This window comes from Streptomyces sp. f51, from assembly GCF_037940415.1.
GTDB lineage: Bacteria > Actinomycetota > Actinomycetes > Streptomycetales > Streptomycetaceae > Streptomyces.
Window position 1 is genome coordinate 545,769 of the sequence record NZ_CP149798.1, and the last position, 26,639, is coordinate 572,407.

Annotated in this window: 19 protein-coding genes; 9 read left to right on the forward strand and 10 right to left on the reverse strand. The window is 71.8% G+C overall.

What is annotated here, in order from left to right; translation table 11 throughout:
• Nucleotides 1-53: 53 nt before the first annotated feature.
• Nucleotides 54-1,880, reverse strand: a complete 1,827-nt coding sequence (locus WJM95_RS02410; protein WP_339127779.1) for a cellulase family glycosylhydrolase — start codon at nucleotides 1,878-1,880, stop codon at nucleotides 54-56.
• An 845-nt stretch (nucleotides 1,881-2,725) separates the two neighbouring features.
• Here WJM95_RS02410 and WJM95_RS02415 point away from each other — a divergent pair.
• On the forward strand, nucleotides 2,726-4,861 hold the full coding sequence (locus tag WJM95_RS02415) for a glycoside hydrolase family 6 protein (protein WP_339127780.1): 2,136 nt from the start codon (nucleotides 2,726-2,728) through the stop codon (nucleotides 4,859-4,861).
• A 97-nt stretch (nucleotides 4,862-4,958) separates the two neighbouring features.
• On the opposite strand, the gene WJM95_RS02420 is transcribed toward WJM95_RS02415, so the two are convergent.
• Nucleotides 4,959-6,113, reverse strand: a complete 1,155-nt coding sequence (locus WJM95_RS02420; RefSeq protein WP_339127781.1) for an MFS transporter — start codon at nucleotides 6,111-6,113, stop codon at nucleotides 4,959-4,961.
• A 121-nt stretch (nucleotides 6,114-6,234) separates the two neighbouring features.
• Between WJM95_RS02420 and WJM95_RS02425 the strand changes: the two genes are divergently transcribed.
• On the forward strand, nucleotides 6,235-7,002 hold the full coding sequence (locus WJM95_RS02425) for a helix-turn-helix transcriptional regulator (protein WP_339127782.1): 768 nt from the start codon (nucleotides 6,235-6,237) through the stop codon (nucleotides 7,000-7,002).
• A gap of 208 nt (nucleotides 7,003-7,210) precedes the next feature.
• The gene (locus WJM95_RS02430) at nucleotides 7,211-8,605 is read left to right on the forward strand and encodes an MFS transporter (RefSeq protein ID WP_339127783.1); all 1,395 of its coding nucleotides are present in this window, start codon (nucleotides 7,211-7,213) and stop codon (nucleotides 8,603-8,605) included.
• Between the two features lie 49 nt (nucleotides 8,606-8,654).
• On the opposite strand, the gene WJM95_RS02435 is transcribed toward WJM95_RS02430, so the two are convergent.
• From WJM95_RS02435 to WJM95_RS02460, 6 genes are all read right to left on the reverse strand, one after another.
• The gene (locus WJM95_RS02435; RefSeq protein ID WP_339127784.1) at nucleotides 8,655-10,580 is read right to left on the reverse strand and encodes a GAF domain-containing protein; all 1,926 of its coding nucleotides are present in this window, start codon (nucleotides 10,578-10,580) and stop codon (nucleotides 8,655-8,657) included.
• A gap of 96 nt (nucleotides 10,581-10,676) precedes the next feature.
• Nucleotides 10,677-11,477: a 3-hydroxybutyrate dehydrogenase gene (locus WJM95_RS02440; protein ID WP_339127785.1), complete on the reverse strand. Its 801-nt coding sequence runs from the start codon at nucleotides 11,475-11,477 to the stop codon at nucleotides 10,677-10,679.
• 60 nt (nucleotides 11,478-11,537) lie between these two features.
• Nucleotides 11,538-12,011, reverse strand: a complete 474-nt coding sequence (locus WJM95_RS02445; protein WP_339127786.1) for an NUDIX domain-containing protein — start codon at nucleotides 12,009-12,011, stop codon at nucleotides 11,538-11,540.
• 318 nt (nucleotides 12,012-12,329) lie between these two features.
• Nucleotides 12,330-13,943 carry an apolipoprotein N-acyltransferase gene (lnt, locus tag WJM95_RS02450; RefSeq protein WP_339127787.1) on the reverse strand — a complete coding sequence of 538 codons (1,614 nt, stop codon included), beginning with the start codon at nucleotides 13,941-13,943 and terminating at the stop codon, nucleotides 12,330-12,332.
• 147 nt (nucleotides 13,944-14,090) lie between these two features.
• Nucleotides 14,091-14,636, reverse strand: a complete 546-nt coding sequence (locus tag WJM95_RS02455) for a hypothetical protein (RefSeq protein ID WP_339127788.1) — start codon at nucleotides 14,634-14,636, stop codon at nucleotides 14,091-14,093.
• Nucleotides 14,637-14,728: 92 nt separating this feature from the next.
• Nucleotides 14,729-15,514, reverse strand: coding sequence for an aspartate/glutamate racemase family protein (locus tag WJM95_RS02460; RefSeq protein ID WP_339127789.1), 786 nt, complete (start codon nucleotides 15,512-15,514; stop codon nucleotides 14,729-14,731).
• 58 nt (nucleotides 15,515-15,572) lie between these two features.
• Here WJM95_RS02460 and WJM95_RS02465 point away from each other — a divergent pair, with 58 nt between their 5' ends.
• Complete coding sequence (locus WJM95_RS02465) at nucleotides 15,573-16,748, forward strand: glycosyltransferase (RefSeq protein WP_339127790.1); 1,176 nt, start codon at nucleotides 15,573-15,575, stop codon at nucleotides 16,746-16,748.
• A 43-nt stretch (nucleotides 16,749-16,791) separates the two neighbouring features.
• Here the strand turns inward: WJM95_RS02465 and WJM95_RS02470 are convergent, their stop codons facing one another.
• Nucleotides 16,792-18,156: a TerD family protein gene (locus WJM95_RS02470; protein WP_339127791.1), complete on the reverse strand. Its 1,365-nt coding sequence runs from the start codon at nucleotides 18,154-18,156 to the stop codon at nucleotides 16,792-16,794.
• 292 nt (nucleotides 18,157-18,448) lie between these two features.
• Between WJM95_RS02470 and WJM95_RS02475 the strand changes: the two genes are divergently transcribed.
• The 4 genes from WJM95_RS02475 to WJM95_RS02490 all read left to right on the forward strand — a co-directional run bounded on the left by WJM95_RS02475 (nucleotide 18,449) and on the right by WJM95_RS02490 (nucleotide 23,139).
• Complete coding sequence (locus WJM95_RS02475; protein ID WP_339127792.1) at nucleotides 18,449-18,874, forward strand: DUF6643 family protein; 426 nt, start codon at nucleotides 18,449-18,451, stop codon at nucleotides 18,872-18,874.
• Between the two features lie 45 nt (nucleotides 18,875-18,919).
• Nucleotides 18,920-19,744, forward strand: a complete 825-nt coding sequence (locus tag WJM95_RS02480; protein ID WP_339127793.1) for an MOSC N-terminal beta barrel domain-containing protein — start codon at nucleotides 18,920-18,922, stop codon at nucleotides 19,742-19,744.
• Between the two features lie 187 nt (nucleotides 19,745-19,931).
• Nucleotides 19,932-20,537 carry a hypothetical protein gene (locus WJM95_RS02485; RefSeq protein WP_339127794.1) on the forward strand — a complete coding sequence of 202 codons (606 nt, stop codon included), beginning with the start codon at nucleotides 19,932-19,934 and terminating at the stop codon, nucleotides 20,535-20,537.
• Nucleotides 20,538-20,709: 172 nt separating this feature from the next.
• Nucleotides 20,710-23,139, forward strand: coding sequence for a right-handed parallel beta-helix repeat-containing protein (locus tag WJM95_RS02490; protein ID WP_339127795.1), 2,430 nt, complete (start codon nucleotides 20,710-20,712; stop codon nucleotides 23,137-23,139).
• On the opposite strand, the gene WJM95_RS02495 is transcribed toward WJM95_RS02490, so the two are convergent.
• The gene (locus WJM95_RS02495; protein WP_339135312.1) at nucleotides 23,109-25,379 is read right to left on the reverse strand and encodes a hypothetical protein; all 2,271 of its coding nucleotides are present in this window, start codon (nucleotides 25,377-25,379) and stop codon (nucleotides 23,109-23,111) included. The genes WJM95_RS02490 and WJM95_RS02495 overlap by 31 nt on opposite strands.
• Nucleotides 25,380-25,784: 405 nt before the next feature.
• On the opposite strand from WJM95_RS02495, the gene WJM95_RS02500 reads away from it, so the two are divergent.
• Nucleotides 25,785-26,615, forward strand: coding sequence for a DeoR/GlpR family DNA-binding transcription regulator (locus WJM95_RS02500; RefSeq protein WP_339127796.1), 831 nt, complete (start codon nucleotides 25,785-25,787; stop codon nucleotides 26,613-26,615).
• Nucleotides 26,616-26,639 lie beyond the last annotated feature (24 nt).

Here is a 26,639-nt window from a genome sequence, read left to right on the forward strand (position 1 = left end):
ATTCCGGGCGCTCGCCTTTCGCCACGACGAGCGCTGCTACGTCTTCCTCCTCCTCAGGTTCCGGCCCGGCAGGTCAGCACCGGCGTTCCGGCACCGCCCGGTGCCGCGCTGAACCCGAAGCCGGTCGAGGCGCCGGCCGCGATGGCGCCGTTGTGGTCGGCGTTGTTCGCGGTCACCGCCTTGCCCGTCTGGGTGTAGGAGGCGTTCCACATCCCGGAGATGGTCTGGCCGCCCTGCCACGCCCACGTGACCTGCCACGACTTGGTGGTCGTGGAGCCCGTGTTGGTGACCGTGACGTCGGCGTTGAATCCGCTGCCCCAGTCGCTGCTCACCTTGTACGTGGCGGTGCATCCGCTGGCGCCGCCCCCGGTTCCGGCGGTCGTCGCGGTGACCGCGGCGGACGCCGCGGAGGTGTTCCCGGCCGCGTCGCGGGCCCGCACGGTGTAGTCGTAGCGGGTGGCCGCGCTCAGACCGGTGTCGGTGAAGGAGGTACCGGTGGCCGAGCCGACCTTGGCGGTTCCGCGGTAGACGTCGTAGCCGCTCACCCCGGTGTCGTCGGTGGAGGCGCTCCACGACAGGGACACACTCGACGCCGTGGTGGCGGTCACGGCCAGGCCGGTCGGTGTCGAGGGGGCGGTCGTGTCTCCGCCGCCTCCGCCGCCGCCTCCGGTGAAGCCCGGCGCCTTGATGGATGCCAGATAGCCGTCCTTCACGGTGTCCACGGTCTGCCAGTCGTCCTTGAGGATCCCTCCCGTGTCGCCGGAGTTCGGATTCCACGACCAGAACGTCCAGTTGAAGCTGTCGGCCCCGTAAGTGCTCGTGGGCCGGAGGTAGTCGACGAGCGCGGCGAGCCACTTCTGGTCGACCGTCGACTGCAAGGTGGTGCCGAACTCGCCGAGCCAGACGGGGGCAATGTTCTGCTTGAAGATGTAGCCCCAGTACTTGTCCCAGACGGCCGGCATGTTCGCCGGGAACGACGGGTCGCTGAACCACGGTTGCTGCGCGACGCTGGTGGCGTAGTCGTGGGCCGAGTAGACGAGGCGGTTGGCGACGTTCAGTTGCACCGGCGCGGTCGCGACCCCGGCGAGATTGCCGCCCCACCAGGTGCTCTGACCGTTCACCGACTGGACGCCCTCGACGAAGATCAGCAGGCTGGGGTTGACGGACAGGACCGCGTTGCCGGCCCGTTCCGCCGCGAGCCGCCAGTCCGTCCTCGTGTCGCCGCATCCCCAGCAGGCGGGGTCGTGCGGCTCGTTGTGCAGATCGATCCCGACCACGGCGGTGTCGCCCTGGTAGCGCGCCGCCAGCGCCTTGAGGTCGGCGATCCAGGTCGTCTCGGGGACGGCGGAGGTGTACCAGAGGGCGGACTGGGCCGAGGAGTCGGGCCGATGACGGTCGAGCACGACCTTGAGGCCGACCGAGCCCGCGTAGTCGACGATCTTGTCCATCACCTGGAGCGAGCTGAGACCTTGCAGGTCGGCGTTCATGCCGTTGGCGTACGTGATGCCGTTGGGCTGGGTGCCCTTGAAGATGTCGTCGCTGTAGGGCAGGCGGATGGTGTTGTAGCCGAGGGTCTTCATCTGGTCGACCATCGAACGGTAGTCGCGGGACCAGAGGCCGTGTGCCACGTAGTTGGACGTCTCGAACCCGAACCAGTTGATGCCTGCCATGCGCACCGGCTGGTTCTGCGCGTCGAGGATCCGGCGGCCCTCGGTGTGCCAGTACCCGGCACCGGACGCGGCTGCCGCGGAGGACGGGGACGAGGGGGCGACGGCCGCCCGCGCGGGCACCGTCACCAGGAACGGGACGAGGGCCGCGAGGGTCGCGGTGAGGAGCGCGACCAGGGCGCGCCTGACGCGGAATGAGGGTGGGTGACGCATGGTGTGGGGGTCCTCTCGGGGTGGGAGCGCTCCCATTCTTGGGCGCGCGTCTCCGATAGGGCAGGCGGAAGGGGCGCCCGGCATGGCGGCTCCCGCGGACCGGCAGGAGTGTCCCGCTCCCGACGGCCGGCTCGTCGAAGCCGGGCTGCGCACATGGAAGCCACTAAGCGTGTTCGCGTCAATACTTCGCGCGGCGATCGTGTCGCTCGCCTGACCCGTCGGCCACGGGCGCACTCCGTTCAGGCCACATCCGCGACACTCCGGCCACAGAAGCCGCGCCGCCGCCTTCCGGATTGCCCACCGGGCCCGCCGCCGCCACTGCCGCCACGACCACCGGCGACCTCAGCGCCCCGACGGCCACCGAGACCGCGGCCTCCCGCAGTGCCACGCCCGCGGCGACCTGGCGCGCGGGACCGCCGGTCCGCGAGCGAGCCACGTCAGGCCGCACCGCGCCACTCCACGCCCCACCACGCCCCGAAACAATTCGATGATGATGCGTCAGAAATGCATCTTCCGCACGGGTGTTGACATCCACAGTGCGAACGCCGCACCTTGGGAGCGCTCCCACCATCACCCCCATGTCCCCGCCGTCACATCGGTGCCGGGCATCGTCCCCACGCGGCGGCGAGAACGCCGGTCCGCGTCGGGACGGCGCAGCGGCGCGCTCATGTCCGGTGGTTTTCCAGCTCCAGCTTGCGCAGTGCTCGCGATCGCACCTTCGTCATGCCCGAACGCAACGCCCGACCGGCGGAGTTCCCTCCGGTGTGCCCGAGCCGCGGCACACAGGGGGCCGTCGGCGAACCCGCACCCGACCGTACCCGCCTGCTCTCCCCAGGAGATGGCCGATGCCTTCCCGTAGACCCGACTCCACCGTGCGCCGAAGCGGATCGAAGCGGACCGCCGCTCTGGCCGTCGGTGCCCTCCTCGGAGCCCTGTCCGTCACAGCCCTTCCGACCACCGCGACCGCGGCCGCCAAACTGGACAATCCCTACGCCGGCGCGAAGGCCTACGTGAATCCCGACTGGTCGGCCAAGGCCGCCGCCGAGCCGGGCGGTTCGGCCATCTCCAACCAGCCCACCTTCGTCTGGCTGGACCGGATGGCCGCGATCCAGGGCACCGCAGACGCCCGTGGTCTGAAGGCGCACCTCGACGCGGCCAAGGCACAGGGCGCCAACCTCGTCCAGCTGGTCATCTACGACCTGCCGGGCCGGGACTGCGCCGCCCTCGCCTCCAACGGCGAACTCGGTCCCGACGACCTGGCCACCTACCAGAGCAGCTACATCGACCCGATCGCGACGATCCTCGCCGACCCGGCCTACGCGAGCCTGCGGATCGTCAACCTCATCGAGCCGGACTCCCTGCCGAACCTCGTGACCAACGCGGGCGGCACCGCGGGCTCGACCACCCAGTGCGCCACCATGAAGGCGAACGGCAACTACGAGAAGGGCGTGGGGTACGCGCTCCACAAGCTCGGCGCCCTGCCCAACACCTACAACTACATCGACGCCGGCCACCACGGCTGGCTCGGCTGGGACAGCAACCTCACGCCGGCGGCCCAGGAGTTCAAGAAGGCGGCCACCACCAACGGCGCCACCGTGAGCGACGTGACCGGCTTCATCGTGAACACCGCGAACTACTCCGCCACCAAAGAGCCGTACGTGAAGGTGACGGACACGGTGAACGGCCAGACGGTGCGCCAGTCGAAGTGGATCGACTGGAACCAGTACGACGACGAGAGCTCGTACGCGCAGGGCCTGCGCACCGCGCTCGTCGCGCAGGGCTTCGACTCCGGCATCGGCATGCTCATCGACACCTCGCGCAACGGCTGGGGCGGTTCGGCCCGGCCGACCGGTCCCGGCCCGACGACCAGCGTCGACGCCTACGTGGACGGCGGCCGCATCGACCGGCGCATCCACGCCGGAAACTGGTGCAACCAGAGCGGGGCGGGTATCGGCGAGCGCCCGACGACCGCACCCGACACCGGAATCGACGCCTACGTGTGGGCCAAGCCTCCGGGCGAGTCCGACGGGGCCAGCCAGGCCGTCGCCAACGACGAGGGCAAGGGCTTCGACCAGATGTGCGACCCCACGTACACCGGTAACGCCCGCAACGGGAACAACCTCACCGGCGCACTGCCCAACTCCCCGCTCGCCGGGCACTGGTTCTCCGCCCAGTTCCGTCAACTGCTCGCCAACGCCAACCCGCCGCTGAGCGGATCCGGTGGTGGCGGCGGTGGTGACACGCAGGCTCCCACCGTCCCCGGCGGTCTCACGGTCGGCACCACGACGAGCAGCAGCGTCTCCCTGAGCTGGAGCGCGTCCACGGACGACACCGCGGTCACGGGATACGACGTCTACCGCGACGGCACCAAGGTCGGCAGCGCCACCACCACGTCCTACACCGACAGCGGGCTCTCCGCCTCCACCACCTACAAGTACACCGTCAAGGCCAAGGACGCGGCCGGCAACGTCTCGGCCTCGTCCACGGAGGTGTCCGCCACCACCAAGGCGTCGAGCGGCGGAGGCGGCTCGACGGGTCTCAAGGCGCAGTACAAGAACAACGACTCCTCCACCGGCGACAACCAGGTCAAGCCCGGTCTCAAGCTGGTCAACGGAGGTACCGGCGCGGTCGACCTGTCCAAGGTCACCGTCCGCTACTGGTTCACCGGGGAGTCCACCTCCGCCGGCTACCAGACCTTCTGCGACTGGGCGCAGCTCGGCTGCTCCACGGTGAAGACCTCGGTGAGCGCCGTCTCGCCGAGCCGCACGGGCGCGGACCACTACCTGGAGGTGGGCTTCACCTCGGGTTCCCTGGCGGCCGGAGCGGACAGCGGTGAACTACAGCTGCGCATGGCCAAAGCGGACTGGTCGAACTTCAACGAGTCGGACGACTACAGCCGCGGCGCCAACACCGCCTACGCCGACGCGACGAAGGTGACCGTGTACGTGTCGGGCGCCCTCGTCTGGGGCACCGAGCCGTAGAGCGGACGGAACGAACCGGGGGCCGGGGCGGCGACGCTCCGGCCCTCCGGCCGTCCGTACAGGAGACCGCAGCGCATCCGCCCGGGTCATCGGAACATCAGCCGGCGATGAGGGACGGGTCCGCGGCGGGCACGGGCCCGTCCTCGGCCGGTTCACGCAGGAAGGCGGAGAACAGCATCGCGAGGACCGGCAGGATGGCGAGTACCGCGAGCGCGCCGCGGGGTCCGTGGTGGGTTGCGACCATGCCCAGCAGCGGCATGAACAGTCCGCCCGCGCTCAGCGCGAGGCCGAGCGTGACGCCGGCGGCGGTGCCGGGCCGGCTGGGCAGGTAGTCCTGGCCGAGCTTGACGAGGACCGCGAACGGGATGTTCGAGACGAGGCCGACCAGCAGCGCGAGGGGCAGTGCCGCGTAGGCGTCGTCGCAGATCAGCATGAGCCACAGAGCGGGCAGCATGGCCGCGTTGCCGATCTGCACGGTGCGCACCATGCCGATGCGATCGGCCAGCCGCCCTCCGAGCAGTGTGCCGGCCACACCACCACCGAGTTCCAGCGTCAGCGCCAGACCCCCGAGGCCGCTGCTCGCCTCCAGGTGCCGGATCCAGTACAGCGAGATGAAGGTGTTCAGTCCGGTCGAGATGGTGGACCGCACGATCTCCACGGCGGTCAGTGCCGCGAACCGGCGCGGCCGGTCCCGACCCTGGCGCCGCGCCTTCGTCACCGGTGCGGTGGACGTGCGGCGGTGATGGCGCAGCAGGACGAAGCCCATGAGGACGGCGGGCGGGATGAACAGCGCGGTCGCGCCCATCCCGAAGTTGTCCAGGGCGGGTGTGACGAGTGCCGGTGCGACGAAGAACCCCACGCTGCCGCCCGCGGCGAAGTAGCTCATCGCGGTGGCGCTGCCTCCGGCCGCACGGCGCGCGTCGCGCCCCGCGGGCGGATGGAACATCGCGATTCCGACCCCCGCCGTCAGCAGGAGGGCGAAGACCAGCGGGTAGGAGGCCGTCAGCCCGGACATGCCTGCCCCGATGCCCGCCAGACCGACCCCCAGCGGCGACATCCAGCGCAGCATGAACCGGTCGGCGAGCAGTCCGATCGGCACCTGCGGCAACGCGCTGCCGAGCGTCGCGGCGAGTGCCAGCCCCGAGGCCTGCACATAGCTGAAGTCGCGTTGCAGCACGAAGTAGGGGACCGCGGCGGGTACGAGGCCCTGGTAGAAGTCGTCGACGGCATGGGCCCCGGCCCAGATCCGCATCCGACGCCAGTGCCCGCGCGGACCGCCCGTCCCGTGCGCGGTACTTGATTCCTGGATCGTTGTCACATCACTCACGATGGACAACGGCGCCCTCGGCGCGCTTCCCGTATTCTGCCTTTCCATGTCGCAGATCCGCCACCAGCCCACCGCGCCGACCAGCACCCGGCTCCTCGGTGGCGGCGAGACCATCGACCGGCACCGCCACGACGACCACCAACTGATCTACGTCAGCTCCGGCGTACTCGCGATCACGACGGAACACGGCTCCTGGATCGCCGCCGGCGACCGCGCCCTGTGGGTTCCGGCGAACACCTGGCACGAACACCGCTTCTACGGCCGGAGTCGCTTCCACACCATCGGCTTCCCCGCCCGAGGCAGGACGCCCCTGCTGGACACCGAGCGCCCCACGGTCATCGCCGTCGACGCCCTGGTGCGCGAACTGCTCATCGCGCTCACCGGCACCTCCCTCCCGCGGACCGAGGCCCGGCACATCGAAACGGTGCTGCGCGACCGACTGCGCCGTGCGACGGCCGAGCCCGTCGCCCTGCCCGCCGCCAACGACCCACGACTGGCCGACGCCTGCCGCCTCGTCGAGGAAGACCTGCACGAGCCCTGCACCCTCGCCCAGCTCGCCGACCGCGTGCACACCAGCGAGCGAACCCTGTCCCGCCTCTACCGCGACGAATTCGGTCTGACCTTCCCTCAGTGGCGCACCCGCATCCGGATCTTCACGGCGATGGTCATGCTCGCCGAGGGCGCCACCGTCACCGACACCGCTCACGCCTGCGGATGGGCGACGACCAGCGCCTTCGTCCAAACCTTCGCTCAGGCGGCAGGCATGACCCCCGGCACCTACCGTTCAGGCGCGGGCACTTCGCGGGAGGAGTGACGGCCAGGCCGCCTCGTGGCCGAGCGACCGAGCGACCGAGCGACCGAGCGACCGAGCGACCGAGCAGCCTGCGGGCAAGGCGGCATGGTGGCCACACGCACAGTCGAGCCCTGAACTATGGTGCCCCGCCACATACGCCTCCGACCTGTGCGTTCCTACGGTGTGCCGACACGTACCCGTCCCCACCGCACACGAGGAAGTGGCGCACATGGCCTCCGCAGCATCCGCTCCCCCGACACCTTCCAACCTGAAGCGCATCGTCGCCGCCAGTCTCATCGGCACCACCATCGAGTGGTACGACTTCTTCCTCTACGGCTCGGCCGCCGCCCTGGTGTTCAACAAGCTGTTCTTCCCCGACTCCGACCCGCTCGTCGGCACGCTGCTGTCCTTCCTGACCTACGCCGTCGGGTTCGCCGCCCGGCCGCTGGGCGCGCTCGTGTTCGGGCACTACGGCGACCGGCTCGGCCGCAAGCGGCTGCTGGTGCTGAGTCTGCTGCTGATGGGTGGGGCGACGTTCGCGATCGGTCTGCTGCCCACGCACGCGACCGTCGGCGCGGCCGCCCCCGTCCTGCTCACCGCGCTGCGTCTGGTGCAGGGCTTCGCGCTGGGCGGTGAATGGGGCGGTGCCGTCCTGCTGGTGTCCGAGCACGGCGACGCCGAGCGGCGGGGGTTCTGGGCCTCGTGGCCGCAGACGGGTGCCCCGGCGGGCCAGCTTCTGGCGACCGGCGTCCTGTCACTGCTCACCGCCACGCAGTCGGACGACACCTTCGTGTCCTGGGGCTGGCGCATTCCGTTCCTCCTGTCCGGCGTGCTGGTCGTCGTCGGTCTGTGGATTCGTCTGTCTGTCGACGAATCACCGGTGTTCAAGCAGGCGTTGGCACAGGCCGAGGCCCGCAAGGCGGCCGGGACCACAGGGGCGGACGAGCCCGAGAAGCTCCCGCTGGTCTCCGTCCTGCGCCACCACTGGCGTGACGTGCTCGTCGCGATGGGCGCCCGCATGGCCGAGAACATCAGCTACTACGTCATCACCGCCTTCATCCTCGTGTACGCCACCACGTCCGCCGGTGTCTCCCGGCAGACCGCGCTCAACGCCGTTCTCATCGCCTCCGCCGTGCACTTCGCCGTCATCCCGGCCTGGGGCGCTCTGTCCGACCGCATCGGGCGCCGCCCCGTCTATCTCCTCGGGGCCACCGGTGTCGGCCTCTGGATGTTCCCGTTCTTCTCCCTGATCGACACCGGAGGCTTCGCCAACCTCGTCCTCGCCGTCACCGTCGGGCTGATCCTGCACGGCGCCATGTACGCGCCCCAGGCCGCCTTCTTCTCCGAGATGTTCGCGACCCGGATGCGGTACTCGGGCGCCTCCATCGGGGCCCAGTTCGCCTCCGTCGCGGCGGGCGCCCCGGCACCGCTCATCGCGACGGCCCTGCTCGACTCCTACGGCAGCTCCACCCCCATCTCCCTCTATGTGATCGGCGCGGTTCTGCTGACCCTGATCGCCGTGGGCTTCGCCAAGGAGACCCGCGACCGCGACCTGTCCGCCGTCGAGGCCGTGACCGGCGATCAGCCGGCTCCGGTCGCCTCGGCCGACGCCCGCACGGTCTGACCGCACGCAACCTCCGCCCGATCCCCGTACGCGATGCCGTGTGCGGGGATCAGCGCGGTCCCTCCGACGACAACCCGTGCAGTCTCAGGGCGAGTTGGATCTCCAATATGCGAGCCGGGCTCTGCCAGTCGTCCCCGAGCAGGCGCCCCACCCGCTCCAGCCGCTGGGCCACGGTGTTCACATGCACATGCAGGGCGTCCTTCGTACGGGCCGGACTCATCCCGCTGGCGAAGTACGCGTCGAGGGTGCGCAGCAGGTCCGTGCCACGCCGCTCGTCATAGGCGACGACTCCTCCGATCGTCCGGCCGACGAATCCGGAGATGTCCCGGTCCCCGGCCAGCAGCAGTCCGAGGAAGCCGAAGTCCTCGGCTGCCGCGCCGTCCCCGGCGCGGCCGAGCAGGCGCAGCGTTTCCAGGCAGCGCCGGCCCTCCGTGTAGGCCGCGGCCACTGCCTCGGGATGGACCGCGAGGCGGTCGACGGGTGCGGACGCGCCCACGGTCACCGCCTCCTGGACGGCCGTGCCCAGCTCGTTGGCCGTGCGGCGGGCCAGGCCCGTCGCCGTGTCGCCGGGCCCGAGCGGGAGCAGCAGGACGGTGCCGCCGTCGCGGGTCGCGGCCAGTCCATGGCGGGTGGCGGCGAGGTGGGAGGCCGCGGACCACAGGCGTCTGCGCGCCCCGGCCTGGCGGCCGGCGTCGTCGGGCACCGCGTCGAAGCGGGCCGCGAGCACCACGTGGGGGCCGTCGAGGTCGGCGTGCAGCCGCGCCGCCCGTTCCCGCAGCAGACCCGGATCGCGGTCCCGGGCATCGAGCAGGTCGTCCAACAACTCGCCGCGTACCCGTTGTTCGGCCTCGGAGGCGGAGCGTCTGGCCAGCAGGAGCAGTGAGGTGACCATGGCGGCGCGTTCCAGCGTCCGCTGGTCCACGGGGTCGAGGCCCGGATGTCCGCGCAGCACCAGGGCGCCGAGCAGCTCGCCTCCCGCCGCCACCGCGACGACCCAGTCCTCGCCGTGGCGGACGGCGTGCCCGGCGGAGCGGGCGGCTTCGACGGCCGTGGGCGGTGTGCCGCCGGGTTCCGTGAACTCGACGGTTCCGTCAAGGACTTCGGAGACCGCGGCGGCGACGTCCTGCACTCCCCCACCACGCAGAACCAGTTCGGCCAGCCGGTCGTGGACGTCGGAGGCGCGCTCGATCACCGCGCTGCGGTCGCGGATGATCTCGTTGGCCCGGCCGAGGCGGTCCAGGGCGGAGCGCGTGTCCGTCAGCGCGTTCGCCGAGTCGATGGCCGCCGCGGCGAGGGCCGCGAACGAGCCGAGCAGCGCGATCTGCTCGCGCTCGAAGACCCGTGCTCTGCGGTCCGCGGCGAAGAGCACGCCGATGACCTGGGGCCCGATCATCAGGGGCACACCGAGAATCGCGACGAGCCCCTCGTCCTGAACGCCGGCGTCGATGGTCAGGGTGTGCCGGAAGCGTTCGTCCTTGAAGTAGTCGTCGGTGACATAGGGGCGGGCGGTCTGTGCGACGAGTCCGCCCAGGCCCTCGCCCATGCCGAGCCGAAGCTGCTGGAAGCGCGCGGCGACCGAGCCCTCGGTGACACGCATATAGGTGTCGCCCCTGGCCGCGTCGTTCAGGCTGAGGTAGGCGATGTCCGTGCCCAGCAGCGACCGGGCCCGTTGCACGATCGCGCGCAGCACCGCGTCCAGGTCGCGCAGGCCCGCGAGGTCGTGCGCCGTCTCGAACAGCGCGGAGAGCTCGGCCTCGCGACGGCGCCGTCCCTCTATCTCCGCGCGCACGTCCAGAGCGAGCAGCTTGGCCTGTTCGAGCGCGGTGACGTGCCCGTCGGGCAGTCCCTCGGCGCGGGCGAGCAGCACCGGCCGCTCATAGGCGTCGGCACTCGCTCCTCGGGCGAGGAGTTCCAGGAACGGCGCTTCCGCGCTGTCGGCGGAGCGCTCGGCTGATGGCATGTGATCGCGGGGCATGGCAACAGGATCGCGCATCCGCGGGCGGCGGCCCCTGCCCTGTGGACAACTCGGCACCGGCCCGGATCGGCCCGGTGCCGGCGGGGCGGCACCCGCTCAGTGCGCGGTCCAGCCCCCGTCCAGCGCCAGCGAGGTTCCGGTCATGAAGGCCGCCTGCGGGCCGCAGAGATAGGCCACCGCATCCGCGACCTCCTCCGGCTCGATGAGCCGCTTGACCGCGCTGTCGCGCAGCAGGATCTCGGTCAGCACGCGCTCCCGCGGAATCCCGTGCGTCCGCGCCTGGTCGGCCAGCTGTTTCTCGACGAGTGGGGTGCGCACATAGGCGGGGTTCACACAGTTCGAGGTGACCCCGTGGGGCGCGCCTTCGAGGGCCGCGGTCTTCGAGAGTCCTTCGAGGCCGTGCTTGGCGGCGACGTAGGCCGATTTGAACGCGGAGGCGCGCAGCCCGTGGACGGAGGAGACGTTGACGATGCGGCCCCAGCCCTGGCCGTACATGTGAGGCAGGGCGCCGCGGATGAGGCGGAACGGTGCTTCCAGCATCACGGTGAGCACCGTGTGGAAGACGTCGGGCGGGAACTCCTCGATGGGGCGGACCATTTGCAGCCCCGCGTTGTTCACGAGGACATCGGTGCCGGCCGCGGCCTGTTCGGCCGCGTCGAGGTCGGTGAGGTCGAGCACGTGCGGCTCGACCGTCCCGGCCAGACCGCGCGCCCCTTCGGCCAGGGTTTCCAGGCCTCGGGCGTCCCGGTCGACCGCTCTGACCTTCGCTCCGGCGGCGGCGAGCCGCAGCGCGCAGGCGCGGCCGATGCCGCTCGCGGCGCCGGTGACGAGGGCGGTGCGGCCGCCGAGGTCGAGCGTGGAGGCGTGGGGGCCCGGGAGGGCGGTGGGCGCGGTCATGCCTCGACACTAGGCAGCGCCCGGGCCCCGACCGATGTGGTCAGCACACACTCTTCAGTGTCAGGTCGTGGGCTCGAACCATGTGGGTTCGTCGAGGAGCGCCTGCTTGATCCGCACGAGCGCGTAGTCGTCGAGCTTCGGCAGGGCGTCCACGGCGAACCAGCCGACCTGGAGCGATTCGTCGTCGTTGACGCGGGCCTCGCCGCCGACGGCACGGCACCTGAGCGTGGTGTCCATGAACTGGCAGACATCGCCGTTGGCGAACGTCACCTGCCCGCCGGCCTGGATCATCACGACGCGCTCGACCTCGATGCGCACGGCCGTCTCCTCGTACACCTCGCGCACCGCGCAGGCCGCGGGCTGCTCCCCCGGCTCGGGGATGCCGGAGATGAGCGCCCACTTGTGGCTGTCGGAACGCTGGCCGAGCAGAATCCTGCCCTCGTCGTCGAAGACCACGGCGCTGACCCCGGGGAGCCAGAGGAGCTGGTGGCCCGCGAAGGCCCGGATCGTGCGAATGAAGTCGGGAGTAGCCATGGCCAAGACCCTATCCGCGCGACTTGGCTGCTCGGCGCACCGGCCAAGGGGGCCGCGCCCGGTACACCCGGAACGCCTGCGGAAGCCGGGCCCGCGGCACCCGGAACGGCCACAGCGGCCCGGGACCCGAACAGCGGGCAAGGGCCCGGACTCCAGCACCGGCCAAAGCGCCCCGGGTCCGAGCGTCCGGACCCGGGCTCCGGACAGGGGCCCTGAGCGGCCGGACCCGAGCACCGCACCGGACGAGGGCCCGGGGCCGCCGCGCCGCAGAAGCGGTCGCCCGGCCCCGGGCCCTCGTCGAAAAGACAGCCGCCCGTCCTACGCGCCGCTGTTGCGCCGCGATCGGACCGCCGTGGTCGCCGCCCAGCCGAGGCCGCCCGCCGCGATCAGCACGAGGACCATCTCCGGGAGGATGCCGAGCTTCGTGGCCGGGGTCTGGGAGGAGCGCAGCGGCACCTTCTGGACGAGTGAGTCGGCGACGAACATCCCGGTCTTCTGGGTGATCCTGCCGTCGGGCATGATCACGGCGCTCACACCGCTGGTCACGGGCACCGTGACGGTGCGGCTGTGCTCGACGGCGCGGATGCGGGACATCGCGAGCTGCTGGTAGGTCATCTCGCTGCGGTCGAAGGTCGCGTTGTTGCTGGGGACCGAGATGATCTGCGCGCCGTCGGTGACGGTGCTGCGCACGGCCCAGTCGAAGGCCGCCTCGTAGCAGGTGACGAGCCCGACGCCGGTGCCGTTCATCTTGAACACGCCGGGCTTCGTGCCGCGGCTGAAGTCCTGGCGGACCATGGTGGTCCAGTTCTTGTTGATGGCTCCGAGCAGCGGACGCAGCGGGAGGTACTCGCCGAACGGCTGGACCTGGCGCTTGTCGTACGTGCTCACAGGGCCCTTCACCGGGTCCCACAGGATCTGCTCGTTGTAGATCTTGCCGCCCCGCCCGACGACCGCGCCGACGGAGATGGGGGCGCCGATCGCCTTGGCCGCCCCGTCGATGACGTAGCGGGCGTCCGGGTTGGCGAACGGGTCGATGTCGGAGGAGTTCTCCGGCCAGAGCACCAGGTCGGGCTTGGGCTTCTTGCCCGCCCTGACCTCGGCGGCCAGCCGCTCGGTCTCGGCCACGTGGTGGTCGAGGACGGCGCGCCGCTGCGCGTTGAAGTCGAGTCCCGCGCGCGGGACGTTGCCCTGGATGAGCGCGACCGTCGCCGTGCCGTCCTCCGCCTTGTCGCTGACCAGCGTCCGCGCGGCGAGCGCGCCGACGACCGGGACGACGATGCCGGACAGCGCCACGACGGCGGCGCCCCGGCGCAGGACGCCGGTGCCGCGCCGTTCGACGGCGAGACGGACGATCTCGTAGAGGCCGAAGCCGCAGAGCACGACGGCGAAGCCGAGGACCGGGGTGCCGCCGACGGCGGCGAGCGGCAGGAACACACCGTCGGCCTGCCCGAACGCGATCTTCCCCCAGGGGAAGCCACCGAAGGGCGCACGCGCGCGTGCCGCCTCGCCGGCGATCCAGAGGGCCGCCGCCCACAGCGGCCACCCCGGCAGCCGGGAGACGAAGGTGATGCCCGCGCCGACCAGCGCTATGTAGATCGCCTCGACCGCGACGAGGGCGAGCCAGGGGCCTGAGCCGACCTCGACGCCCGTCCAGACCAGCAGCGGCAGCAGGAATCCGAGGCCGAAGAGATAGCCGAGGCCGAGGCCGGCCTTCCAGGAGCGACCGCGCAGGGTCCAGGCGAAGACCGCGAAGGCCGGGAGGGCGAGCCACCACAGGGTCCGTGGCGGGAAGCTGACGTACAGCAGCACTCCGGAGAGTGCCGCGGCGGCGGCCGGAACGAGGCGGCGCACCAGGCGGGACCCGCGCGGAGCGGGCACGTCCTGGGGTTCGAGCCGTTCCGGCTCGTCTACGGTGGTTGCTGTGGCGGTCACTCGGGGAGTGTACGGCGCCTGACCTGGGCGCGGACAGCGCGGCCTTCTCGGTCCCGATGGGCGGAACGGCGTTCGGCGGGTCGCATCAGACGGATCTGCCGCAACGTTCCTGCACAGGTGCACCAGTAGTCACCCGCGGGGCCGCCGTCAGCGTGCCAGGCCGGTCTTGTCCGGGCTCAGACGGCCGCGGATGACCCTGACCGCGGCTTCGGCGTTGTCCACGGTGATCGTGAACGTATGACCGTCGCCCAGGCGCAGGACCATGCCCTCGCCCCGCCGGACGATGACGGCCGTCCCCTGCTCGGGGCGCCAGCGATATCCCCAGCCGCCCCACTGTCTCGGGGTGACCTGGGGCGCGAAGTCGGCGCCGACGACCGTGGACAGCGGGATGCGCCGGCGCGGCACGCCGATGTGGCCGCAGCGCACCTCCAGGCAGTCCTCGTCCACCTTCACGGCGACGTGGACGAACGCGAGCGTCCCGAAGAGGATCAGCAGTCCGGCGGCGATGCAGCCGACGACGGACATGACCAGGGGGGCCGCCCCCGACGTCCAGCCGGAGGTGACGGCCAGCTCGATGCCGAGCGCCAGACAGGCCAGGCCGCCCAGGGCGGGCAGCCACTGGACACGGTTCCTCGCACGCCCGGTCCAGATCTCCGGGTGCGGGGAGGTGTCGCCGTGGGGGTGGTCCCTCATGTCTTGAGACTACTCAGGTTCCGCTGCGCGGGCACCGGGTCGCGGAACGTCACTGCGCCGGGTGGACGAAGACGTTCGAGGGCGTCCGCGACTCAGCGTGCGGGGCTGACCGCCGAGAGCACGCGGCCTTCCTCGTAGGTGAGTGCCGTGGTGGGCAGGGCACCCTCGCGTCCGCTCTGGAGCACCGTGACGGTAGAGGTGGCGGGGGCCGAGGGGTCCGCGGTCTCGCCGATCCGGCGCAGCGCCTGGGCGGCGACGGCTCCGGCGGACCCGTGCAGGACGAGCGGCGGGTGGCCGGGGCGCTGCACCGCGGCGCGGATGCGTTCGGCGACGAGTTCGTAGTGGGTGCAGCCCAGGACGACGGCCGTCACGTCCTCGGGGGTGTGCGCGGCGGCCGCCTCGATCGCGGCGTCGATGGCCGCCTGGTCGGCGTGCTCGACGGCGTCTGCGAGTCCGGGGCAGGCGACCTCGGTGACGGCCACTCCGCCGGCGAACTCCTCGATCAGTCCTCGCTGGTACGGGCTGCCCGTGGTGGCGGGCGTCGCCCAGATCGCCACGGGTCCGCCACCCGCCGCGGCGGGCTTGATGGCCGGGACGGTACCGATGACGGGCACCTGCGGTTCGAGGCGGGCGCGCAGCGCGGGCAGGGCGCGGACGGAGGCGGTGTTGCAGGCAACGATCAGGGCGTCGGGCCGGTGCAGTGCGGCGGCCTCGGCGACCGCGAGGGCGCGCGCGGTGACGTCTTCCGGGGTGCGGGGTCCCCAGGGCATGCTGCCGGGGTCGGAGGAGAGGACGAGATCGGCGTCGGGCCGCAGTCGACGCACCGCGGCGGCAGCAGCGAGCAGTCCGATTCCGGAGTCCATGAGCGCGATCTTCACCCGGTCACCATAGACGATCCGACTTTACGGGCCACCGCGGTGGGGCAGACTGCGGCGGGTGAGCGCCCTCGTGTGGATCGCCCTCGGATCACTGGCCGCCTGGCTGTGGCTGCTGCTCGGCCAGGGCTTCTTCTGGCGTACGGACGTGAGGCTGCCTCCGTGCCGTGAGCCGTCGGACTGGCCCTCCGTCTGCGTCGTGGTGCCGGCCCGGGACGAGGCCGGCGTCCTGCCCGAGAGCCTTCCGTCCCTCCTGGCGCAGGACTATCCGGGGCGGGCAGAGATCTTCCTCGTCGACGACGGCAGTTCGGACGGCACGGGAGAGCTCGCCCGTGAGCTGGCGCGCCGGAACGGCGGACTGCCGCTCACCGTCGGCTCACCGGGCGAACCGCCTGCGGGCTGGACGGGCAAGCTCTGGGCCGTACGTCATGGCATCGCACTGGCCCGCGCGCGGGAGCCCGAGTATCTGCTGCTCACCGACGCCGACATCGCGCACGCGCCGGACAGCCTGCGGCTCCTGGTGGCGGCGGCCCGCACCGGTGGCTTCGATCTCGTCTCGCAGATGGCACGGCTGCGGGTGGAGAGCCTGTGGGAACGGCTCGTCGTGCCCGCCTTCGTCTACTTCTTCGCGCAGCTCTACCCCTTCCACCGGATCGCGGTGAAGGGCTCCCGGACGGCGGCCGCGGCGGGGGGATGTGTCCTGCTGCGCGCGGACGCCGCCGAGCGGGCGCGGATCCCGGACGCGATCCGTCATGCCGTCATCGACGACGTGGCGCTCGCGCGTGCCGTGAAGCGCGGCGGCGGCCGCATCTGGCTGGGCCTGGCCGAGCGGGTGGACAGCGTGCGCCCCTATCCGCGGCTGCACGACCTGTGGCGGATGGTCTCGCGCAGCGCGTACGCACAGCTGCGGCACAGCCCTCTGCTGCTCGCCGGGACGGTGGCCGGGCTCGCCGTGGTGTATCTGGTGCCGCCGGTCGCCCTGGTGGCGGGGCTCGCGGCGGGGAACGCGTGGGCGGCGGCGGCCGGGGGTCTCGCCTGGCTGGTGATGACGGCGACCTATGGACCGATGCTCCGCTACTACGGACAGTCCTTGGCGCCGGCCCCCCTCCTGCCGTTCACCGCCTTCCTCTATCTCCTCATGACGGTCGACTCCGCGGTGCAGCACTACAGGGGGCGCGGCGCGGCCTGGAAGGGCCGCACCTACGCGCGCCCCGACGCCGCCCTCGACGACAACTAGTTCCGTGACGGGCACGGCAGGCGGTGCCCGTCGCAGGCGACCGTCACTTCCTGCCGGGTGTCCAGTTCATGCCCCAGCCGTAGGCGTGGTCGACGGTCCGCTGCGGGCTCACCCCGCGCGCGGGGACGAGGTACCGGGCCTCGCGCTGGACGACCAGGTCGGCGCCGGTGCCGGTGATGAGGGCCAGCGCGCAGACCGTGGAGGGCACGGTGCACTCGTCGAGCGAGAAGTCGATGGGCGCGCCGTTCAGCGGCTGGAGCGTGACCGTGGCATGCAGGTCGGCGAAGGAACGGGCCCCTTCGTAGATGGTCACGAAGATGAGGATGCGCCGGAAGCTCTGCTTGTGGTCGAGGTTGATGGTGAGGTTCTCACCGGAGGCCACGGCTCCCGTGCGGTCGTCTCCGTCGAGATGTATGTACGGCGGCTGGTGCAGGGCCCCGAAGGCGTTGCCGAGCGCCTGGACGACTCCCTTGCGGCCGTCGGACAGCTCGTACAGGGCGCACAGGTCGAGGTCAAGGTCCGCGTGCATGGCGACGGCCCTGCCTCGTTTGCTGCCCCACCCCGAGAACTGCTTGCGCACCTCCCAGTTGAGGTTGACCCGCATGGCACCACCGGTGCCGCCCTGTTTGGCGAGGGAGACGGAGGGCGCCTCCTTGGTGAGCGTCACCTTGGAGAGCCGGACGGGCGCCGGAGGGGCCGCGGGTGGCTGCTGGGCCGCCGGTGGCCAGGAGGCCGTGGTGGGCTGCGGAGCCCAGGGCGGCTGCGTGGTGACGGGAGGGGCGACCGGCGGCGGCACGGTGACCGGGGGCGCCACGGGAGGCGGCGGCCCCTGGACGAGGGTGGCGGGTCCCTGTGGCGCGGCGGCGGGAGGCGCCGCGTGCTGAGGCTCGTCCACCGTGATGCCGTAGTCGGTGGCCAGTCCTTCGAGGCCGCTGCTGTAGCCCTGTCCGACGGCGCGGAACTTCCAGGCCCCCTGGCGACGGTAGAACTCGCCGAGGACGAAGGCGGTCTCCACGGTCGCGTCGGTGCTCTCGAAGCGGGCGATCTCCGTGCCGCCGTGTGCGTCGAGCACCCGGATGTGGAGGCCGGGCACGCGCCCGAAGGAACCGCCGTCCGCGGAGGCGGCCAGGACCACGGTCTCGACGACGGACTCCACGCGCGTCAGATCGACGAACAGCGCGTCGGTCACCTGACCGCCGTCGTTCCGCTTGCCCTCGTGGCGCACGGCGCCCGAGGAGTGCGCCGGCTGGTTGTAGAAGACGAAGTCGCCGTCCGAACGGACTTTTCCGGCCACGAGCAGAAGGGCGGACGCGTCGACGTCGGGCACCCCGTGTCCTGAACGCCACCCCAATTCCACCTTGAGCGCGCTCGTCGGGACAGGAACATTGGATCCCTTACGCATTGACATGTACGCCCCCATCGCGTGTCTCCGCACCGGTGCGAGTCCCGAACGGACCGCCGGCTCCGTTCTCGCCAAACCTAATCCCCAGGTCCGCCGGCTCCCATGACTCGCACAGGAAGATCCTGGTCAACCGCCGGTAACCCGTCCAAGACTCGGCCTTTACACGATCTCAACCATCTCTGACGTCCTTTTTTGCCAAGTTCGCTCGCATTGGGGATCCCGCGTCACCGCAGACACGGAAAAACAACCCTCTTATCGGTCTCCCCAACCAGCACATCGTGGGCTTAACTTATGTGCCATGACCTCCCCCCGCTCCACCTATGGCGGCGGTTACTACTCCGCCTTCCAGGACACCCCGATCTACGACTCCCTCGTCGCCGAGCGGGGTACCCCTCAGATCGCCCCGATCCGGGTCCCCTCCGCCTACGACCCGGGCATGAGCAACAACCTCCCGGCCCTGCCGTCCGCGCTCCCCGCGCTGCCGGCCGGTCCCTCTTCGTACGGCTACCAGCAGGCCCAGCAGCCCTCGCCGCTTCAGCAGGCTCAGGCGCCGTACATCCCGCAGCAGATGGGCGCGCCCCGGGGCTATCCAAGCCCGCAGCCTCAGCAGCCCCGCCCGATGGCGGCCGGCACGGGCTTCGAGGCCATGCGCCCCGCCGCTCCCCGGCCCGCACCCGCTCCGTACCAGGACCCGTACAACGGTCAGCAGTACCGCGGGTACTGACACCCACGAACCGGATTGTCGGTGCTCCCTGGCACCATGGCGATCATGGGGAACGCGGTACTGCACTCGATCCACGTCCATCCGGTCAAGGCGTTCCGGAGCTCTTCGCTCCAGGAGGCCGAGGTGGAGCCCTGGGGGCTGGCCGGAGACCGACGCTGGGTCCTGATCGACGAAGCGGGAAAGGTCGTCACGCAACGCGAGCAGCCGCGTCTGGCGCTGGCCGCCGCCGAGACACTCTCCGGCGGCGGCCTCCGTCTTGCCGCCGACGGCCGCGAGCCCGTGACGGTTCCCGTGCCCGAACCCACCGGTACGACAACGGTGGAGATCTTCGGTGAGAAAGTGGAGGCCGTCCTCGCCGACCCGGCCGCGCACGCCTGGGCGAGTGCCTACGTGGGCGCCGAGGTGCGCCTGGCCCACATGGACGACCCGGCCGCCCGCAGGCCCGTCGACCCCGAGTTCGCGCTGCCCGGCGAGACCGTCAGCTTCGCCGACGGCTTCCCGCTGCTCCTCACCGCGCTCGGATCGCTGGACGCGCTCAACTCCCTGATCGCGCGCGGCGACCTGGCCGATGAAGGCCCTTTGCCGATGGGCCGTTTCCGGCCGAACGTCGTCGTCTCCGGCACCGACGCCTGGGCCGAGGACGCGTGGTCGCGCATCGCGATCGGCGAGGTCACCTTCCGTGTCACCGGGATGTGCGGCCGCTGCGTCGTCACCACGACCGACCAGGACACCGCGCGGCGCGGCAAGGAACCCCTGCGGACACTCGCCCGGCACCGGCGCATCGGCGGAAAGCTGATGTTCGGACAGAACCTGGTGCCCGAGAACCGCGGCACGCTGCGGGTCGGCGACCCGGTCACGGTCCTCGCCTGACCCGCCTCGGCGACATTCCACCGGAGACCGGTTCGCCGGGAACCCTGAGGCCCGGCGGGATCGTTGAGTGTGTGTGAGATGTTCATAAAAGGCTTTGGGGGAGGGTGACGTCGGCCTCTCTTCCCCGGCCCGGCGCGTGAACGGCTCCGCTGCTGGTAATGACGGAGGCGGAAGGGGGTGGGGGACGGTGCGCGCGATCATCGGACTCTGGCGCTGGCGGCGCAATCCGCTGCGCCGTACGACGGATCTCGTGGAGGCCTGGCTGGCCCTGGCCGCGCTCCTGCTCGTCCTGTTCGCGGCACCCCTCGCCGGAGCGGCCGCGGGGGTCTCCGTGCAGGGGACTCTTCAGAAGGCCGTGCGGGACCAGCGCAGGGACCGGCACCAAGTGGTCGCCGTCGTCGTCAGGAAGCTGTCCCGGGGCCCGCTGGCGTCCGACCCCGAGACCCCGTCGGGACGGGACAAGCACAGCCGTGTCACGGCCGACTGGACGGCGCCGGACGGCACCCGGCGGCGCGGCACCGCGATCGCCGACCTCAAGGCGCCGGTCCCTGGAGACCGGTTCTCGATCTGGACCGACGGGCGCGGCCGAATAATGGGCCGCCCCCTGGACAGTGCCACCGCGACCGCGCACGCCGCTCTGGCCGGCTTCGGTGCCGCGGTCCTGACGGCAGGACTCCTGGAAGGCGGGAGGCGGCTGGTCCTCTGGCACATGATCCGCCGGCGTCACGCCCGATGGGACCGGGCCTGGGCGAAGGCGGGGCCCGACTGGGGCAAGGCGGACACCGGCAGCTGACCGGCCTTTCCGCTCCGGTCAACCGCGCGTGCCCGCGCACGCTACGGTGGACCGGCCGAACTGTTCGGCACCGTCGTGAGAGGCTGTCCGGCAGGCCCGGAGTCCCGAGCGACGGGGCATCAGCACGGCCTCGCAGGACCCGCGTACGACGAGGTGGGGGCACAACAGCGCCATGGCACAGGGCACGGTCCAGGTGACACACACCGGAACCTCGCGGTGGCGGCGCCGCACGGGTGAGTACGCATCGCTGGCCGCCGCCCTGGAGGCCGCCGCCGAGGGCGATGTGCTGACCGTCGCCCCCGGCACCTACCGGGAGAACCTGGTGGTGGAGCGCGCGGTGACGCTGCGCGGTCCCGAGGGCTCCCCCGGCTCCGTGCGCATCGCGCCGATCGACGGCGTGGCGCTGACCATACGCGCGGCCGCCGTGATCCAGGACCTGCATCTGGAGGGCCAGGACTCGGCCTCGCCGGCGCTGCTCGTCGAGGAGGGCACGCCCGAACTCCTCGACGTGCGGATCGTCACGCGCTCCGCGGCCGGGATCGAGGTCCGCGGGAGCGCCCGACCGACCGTGCGCCGTTGCACCGTCGACAACCCGGGGGGCGTCGGCATCGCCGTACTGGACGGCGGGGGCGGGGTGTTCGAGGAGTGCGAGGTCCTGGCGGCCGGTCAGTCGGGGGTCGTGGTCCGCGGGGGCGCGCGTCCGCGGCTCGAGCGCTGCCGGGTGCACCACACCTCCGGTCCGGGGCTGTCGGTGACCGGCGACAACTCCTCGCTGGAGGCGGTGGGTTGCGAGGTGTACGAGGTCAAGGGCTCCGGGGTGCAGATCACCGCCCGGGCAACCGGCCACCTCACCGACTGCGCCGTGCACCGCACCACCGCGGACGGCGTCACGCTCGACACGGACGCGGTGCTCACGCTCGCCGACTGCCGTATCCACGACATCCCGGAGAACGCGGTCGACCTGCGCTCGCGCTCGGTGCTGACCCTGACCCGCACGAGCGTGCGGCAGTTCGGGCGCAACGGCCTGTCCGTCTGGGACCCGGGCACCCGCGTGGACGCCAACCAGTGCGAGATCTTCGACAGCACGGGCGACTACCCAGCGGTGTGGGTGAGCGACGGCGCGACCGCCGTGCTCGACTCGTGCCGGGTGCACGACGTGCCGGACGCGCTGTTCGTCCTGGACCGGGGTTCCCGCGCGGACGTCGTGGACTGCGACATCTCCCAGGTGCGCAACACCGGGGTGTCGGTGAGCGACGGCGCGACCGCCCAGCTCGACGACTGCCGCATCCGGGACGCGGCCACGGGAGCCTGGTTCCGCGACCACGGCAGCGGCGGCAATCTGTCCGGCTGCATCATCGGCGGCACACAGACCGGCGTGATCGTCACCAAGGGCGCCGATCCGACCTTCGAGCGCTGCACGGTCTCCTCACCGGCGGAGGCGGGGTTCTATGTGTCGGCGGACGGCCGGGGCAGCTTCCTGAACTGCCGGGTGTCGGACAGCGGGGGCTACGGCTTCCATGTGATCGACGGCTGCCGGGCGACCCTGCGCAAGTGCCGTACGGAGCGATGCGCGCGCGGTGGCTACGAGTTCGCGGACGCCGGCTCGGCATCCGGCTCGGGTCCCGTGGTCGAGGACTGCGCGAGCGACGAGAGCGGCTCGCTGCGCACGCCGACGCACGAGACGGCCGTCGAGACCTCGGCCTCCTCCGTGAGTCTGCTGGGGACGATCCCGGGTCAGCGCAGCACCACGCGGGAACCGGTCGTCACCGTCCCCGAGCCCGAGCAGCCGGTCCGCGGATCACGGATCGTCCTCGGTGAACTCGACACACTGGTGGGCCTGGACAACGTCAAGCGCGAGGTGCGTGCCCTCACCGACATGATCGAGGTGGGCCGGCGCCGTCAGGAGGCGGGCCTCAAGGCCGCGTCGGCCCGGCGCCATCTCGTCTTCACCGGCTCCCCCGGCACCGGCAAGACGACCGTGGCCCGGCTGTACGGCGAGATCCTCGCCTCGCTGGGCGTGCTGGAGAAGGGGCATCTCGTCGAGGTGTCCCGGGTGGACCTGGTCGGTGAGCACATCGGCTCGACCGCGATCCGTACGCAGGAGGCGTTCGACCGGGCGCGCGGCGGCGTGCTGTTCATCGACGAGGCGTACGCGCTGTCGCCGGAGGACTCGGGCCGCGACTTCGGGCGCGAGGCCATCGACACGCTGGTGAAGCTGATGGAGGACCACCGGGAGGCGGTGGTCGTGATCGTCGCGGGGTACACCGCCGAGATGGAGCGGTTCCTCTCGGTCAACCCCGGGGTGGCGTCGCGCTTCTCACGGACCATCACCTTCAACGACTACATCCCCACCGAGTTGCTGCGGATCGTGGAGCAGCAGGCCGAGGAGCACGAGTACCGGCTGGGCCCGGGCGCGCCCGAGGCCGTCCTGAAGTACTTCACCGCGATCCCGAGAGGGCCCGCGTTCGGCAACGGCCGCACGGCACGGCAGACCTTCGAGGCGATGGTCGAGCGGCACGCGGGCCGGGTCGCGAAGCTGGACGAGCCGGACACGGACGACCTGACCCTCCTCTACCCGGACGACTTGCCGGAGCTCTCCTGAGCGCTCGGCCGCTGGCCCGGCAGCTCGGGCAGCAGCCGCTCCAGCAGGCGCCGGCGCTCCTCGGCGAAGACCGGGTCCGCCTGATAGTCGGAGTGGCCCAGAACCGGGGCGGGCAGCGGCTGCCGCTCGGTGCGCCCGTAGGCGAGCGGGTCCTTCAAGGGCCGGTGATCGACCTCGGGACCGCAGTCGCCCGGCAGCCGGACGGGGCCGCCGATCGGGTCGGTACGCCGGTACAGATTGCGCCAGCAGGCCACGTCGCGGTGGAGCGAGGCCAGCGCGGCGGGCCCGAAATGAGCCGGGAACCAGCGTCCGTACAGCCGCTCCAGCGGTGAGCCGTAGGTGAGCAGCGCGACCCGTCCGCGGACGGCGGGTTCGAGCTGCCAGGCCGCGGCGGCGGCGAGCACACTGCCCTGGGAGTGTCCGGAGAGCACGAGCCGTCCGCCGGTGGCCCGGGTCCAGGTGGCCATGCGCCAGGTGAGGTCCGGCACCGCGCGCTCGGCGTAGCAGGGCGGTGCGAAGGGGTGGGCGGCGCGTGGCCAGAAGGTGCCCACGTCCCACAGGATGCCGATGGTGCGGCGGGCGGCCGCGTCCTTGTAGGCGCGCCTTCCCCAGGTGACGAACAGGATGAAGCCGAGGCCGATCAGCCAGGAGCCCAGTGCCTGCGCGGTCTCGGCGGCGCCGTGGACGAAGCCGCTCGACCCGCGCGCCGCCTCGCTCGGGGCGTCACCGGTGGCGAGGGCGCCGGCCAGGGCGCAGGGCCCGAGCAGCAGGGTCGCGGAGGAGAGGACGCCGATCATGAGGGGCGCCCGGTCGGTGAGCGCGGCCATGGCGCGGGTGCTCGCGATCCGCCGGGTGCGGGCGGAGTCCCTGACCTCGCCCGGGTACTCGCGTTCGACGGCGGTCATCTCGCGGCGGCGCAGCCGCCAGGTGCGCCGGGCGAGCCAGCCGGTGAGGGCGAGCAGGACGACGAGCAGCGGCGGGATCACGGAGGCCTGCCAGGTCAGCAGGACGGGCGGGCCGGGGATCGAGTGACGGGTGCCGTCGAGCCAGTCGGCGACCCGCTGGGACACTCCCCCGGACATCACGCCGCCGAGCGCGCAGGCCAGCATGGCGACGGCGGGCCCCGCGAAGCCGCGCATCGCGGTGCGCCGGCCGAGGGGGCCGTCCGCCGTCCGGCGCGGATCCACCGGTTCGGGGGTCGTGCGGTACAGGGCGCGGGCGACCCCGCACAGGGCGATCACGAGCAGGCCCTGGACGAGGGTGAGTCCGCCGAACACGGTGTCGCCCGGCAGGCGCCCGGCCGCGTTCCAGTGGGGCCGCGACCAGCCGGCGTACACCGTGGTGAGGGCGAGCAGGGCGACCGAACCGAGCGGCAGCCTGCGCACCAGCGTCCGGTCGCGTCCGTGGTCGATCCTGTTCTCGCTGCGGCCGCGGCGGCAGACCACCCACAGCACGACGGCTCCGCCCGCCAGGAGCGTCGCGGTCAGGAGATCGCCCAGGATCTCCAGCACGACCGGTCCGCCGGGGGCACGGTCGTGGCGGGCGGCCGGGAATCCCACGGCGACGGCGACGGTCAGGAATCCCGCCGCGGTGTGCGCGGCGCGCAGCCGGGCCACCAGACGGCGCCCGTACCAGAAACCAGGGCGGCCGAGTCCTGTGCCCTCGGTCTCGTCGTCGTGCTCGGCCGCGCGGGCGATCGGCTGCTGCGACTCGTACGCGCTCCAGGTGCGGTGCGAGAGGTACCACAGCAGCGTGGTGAGCGCGGCGGGCACCAGTGAGGCCAGGGCGAGGCGGCGGCCCGGCGGGCTCCACCAGCCGGCGTCGGGCCGGTCCGGGGAGAGGAAACCGAGCCATGAGTGGTTGCGTACACACAGGCGGGTGCCCGCGCACTGCCAGGCGGTCAGGTCGAGGGCGACCTCGCACGCGGCGGCGACCAGCAGCACGGTGAGGGTGAGCCCGGCGAGCCGGACGAGCAGTCCGTACAGGCGCACCGTCCGTGCGTGACCGTGCGAGGCCGGACGCATCCAGTGCGCGAGGTTGACCACCATGAAGGGCAGTAAGAGGAGCCACAGGGCGCGGGAGCCGTTCCCGGAGGTGAGGTTGCACCACACGTAGGCCTCGCGCACCGGTCCGCCGCCGCGGTCCCCCGGGCGCTCCTCGGCGTCGGCGTCGTCCGCGCGCCGGAAGACGGCCGCGGTCGCGTCGCCGGTGATCCGGACCGTCCGCGGATCGTTCAGCATCTCCTCCGGCGTGGTGCCCCCGACCCCGTGGACCAGGAGTTCGAGGGCGGTACCGGCTGGTTCGGGTCTTGCTGCGGGGCTGCCGTGCTCCCCGTCGACGGTGTGTTCCCGTGCACGTTCCACTGTTCCGCACTTCCCCCGTGCCACGCGTCTCTCAGGTGTCATGTGCAGGCACAAGGCTCTCGCGTAGCGGTGCTCGTGCGCACCCCTGGGCGCGAAATCTCCCCGATACGTGTGAATCCGGTTGCACGGGAGGGGCACAGCGGGCGTACGGGCAGTGGCGCGACCGAGGGTGTCCCGTGCGAGGATGGGTCGTCCTCCAGACCTCGGGCAAGGAGAATGTCCACGTGGGAGTGGGTTCGGGCGGAGTGTCGGGCAGGCAGCGACGAAAGGACCGGAGCGGTCGTGAGTGAGAATCAGAACCTCCTCGCGGAGCAGCGCCGCGCTCTGATCCTCGACGAGGTGCGCCGCCGGGGCGGCGTCCGCGTGAACGAGCTGACGCGAAGACTCGGTGTCTCCGACATGACGGTCCGCCGCGACCTCGACGCGCTGGCCCGTCAGGGTGTCGTGGAGAAGGTGCACGGCGGCGCGGTGCCGGTGGTCGAGGCGAGCACGCACGAACCGGGTTTCGAGGCCAAGTCGGGTCTGGAGCTGACCGCGAAGGAGGACATCGCGCGGGCCGCGGCCGAGTTGGTCGCGCCGGGTTCGGCGATCGCCCTGTCCGGCGGTACGACGACGTACGCGCTGGCCCATCATCTGGTGGACGTCCCCGACCTGACCGTGGTCACCAACTCGGTACGTGTGGCTGATGTGTTCCACTCGGCACAGCGCACGTCCGGCCAGCGTCAGGGTGCGGCGACCGTCGTCCTGACGGGCGGGGTGCGCACGCCGTCCGACTCGCTCGTGGGACCGGTGGCCGACCAGGCGATCGCGGCCCTGCACTTCGACGTCCTCTTCCTGGGGGTGCACGGCATATCGGCCGAGGCGGGGCTGTCGACGCCGAACCTCGCGGAGGCGGAGACCAACCGGCGCCTCGTGCAGTCGGCGCGACGCGTGATCGTGATCGCGGACCACACCAAGTGGGGCACGGTGGGCCTCAGTTCGTTCGCGGCGCTGGACCAGGTCGACACACTGGTGACCGACGGCGGGATGCCGGCCGAGGCCCGCGCCGAGATCTCGGAGCATCTGCGGCGCCTGGTCGTGGCCGGTGAGCCCGAGGACGATACAGACATCTGACGGTCCGCCAGCTAGGGTGACGCT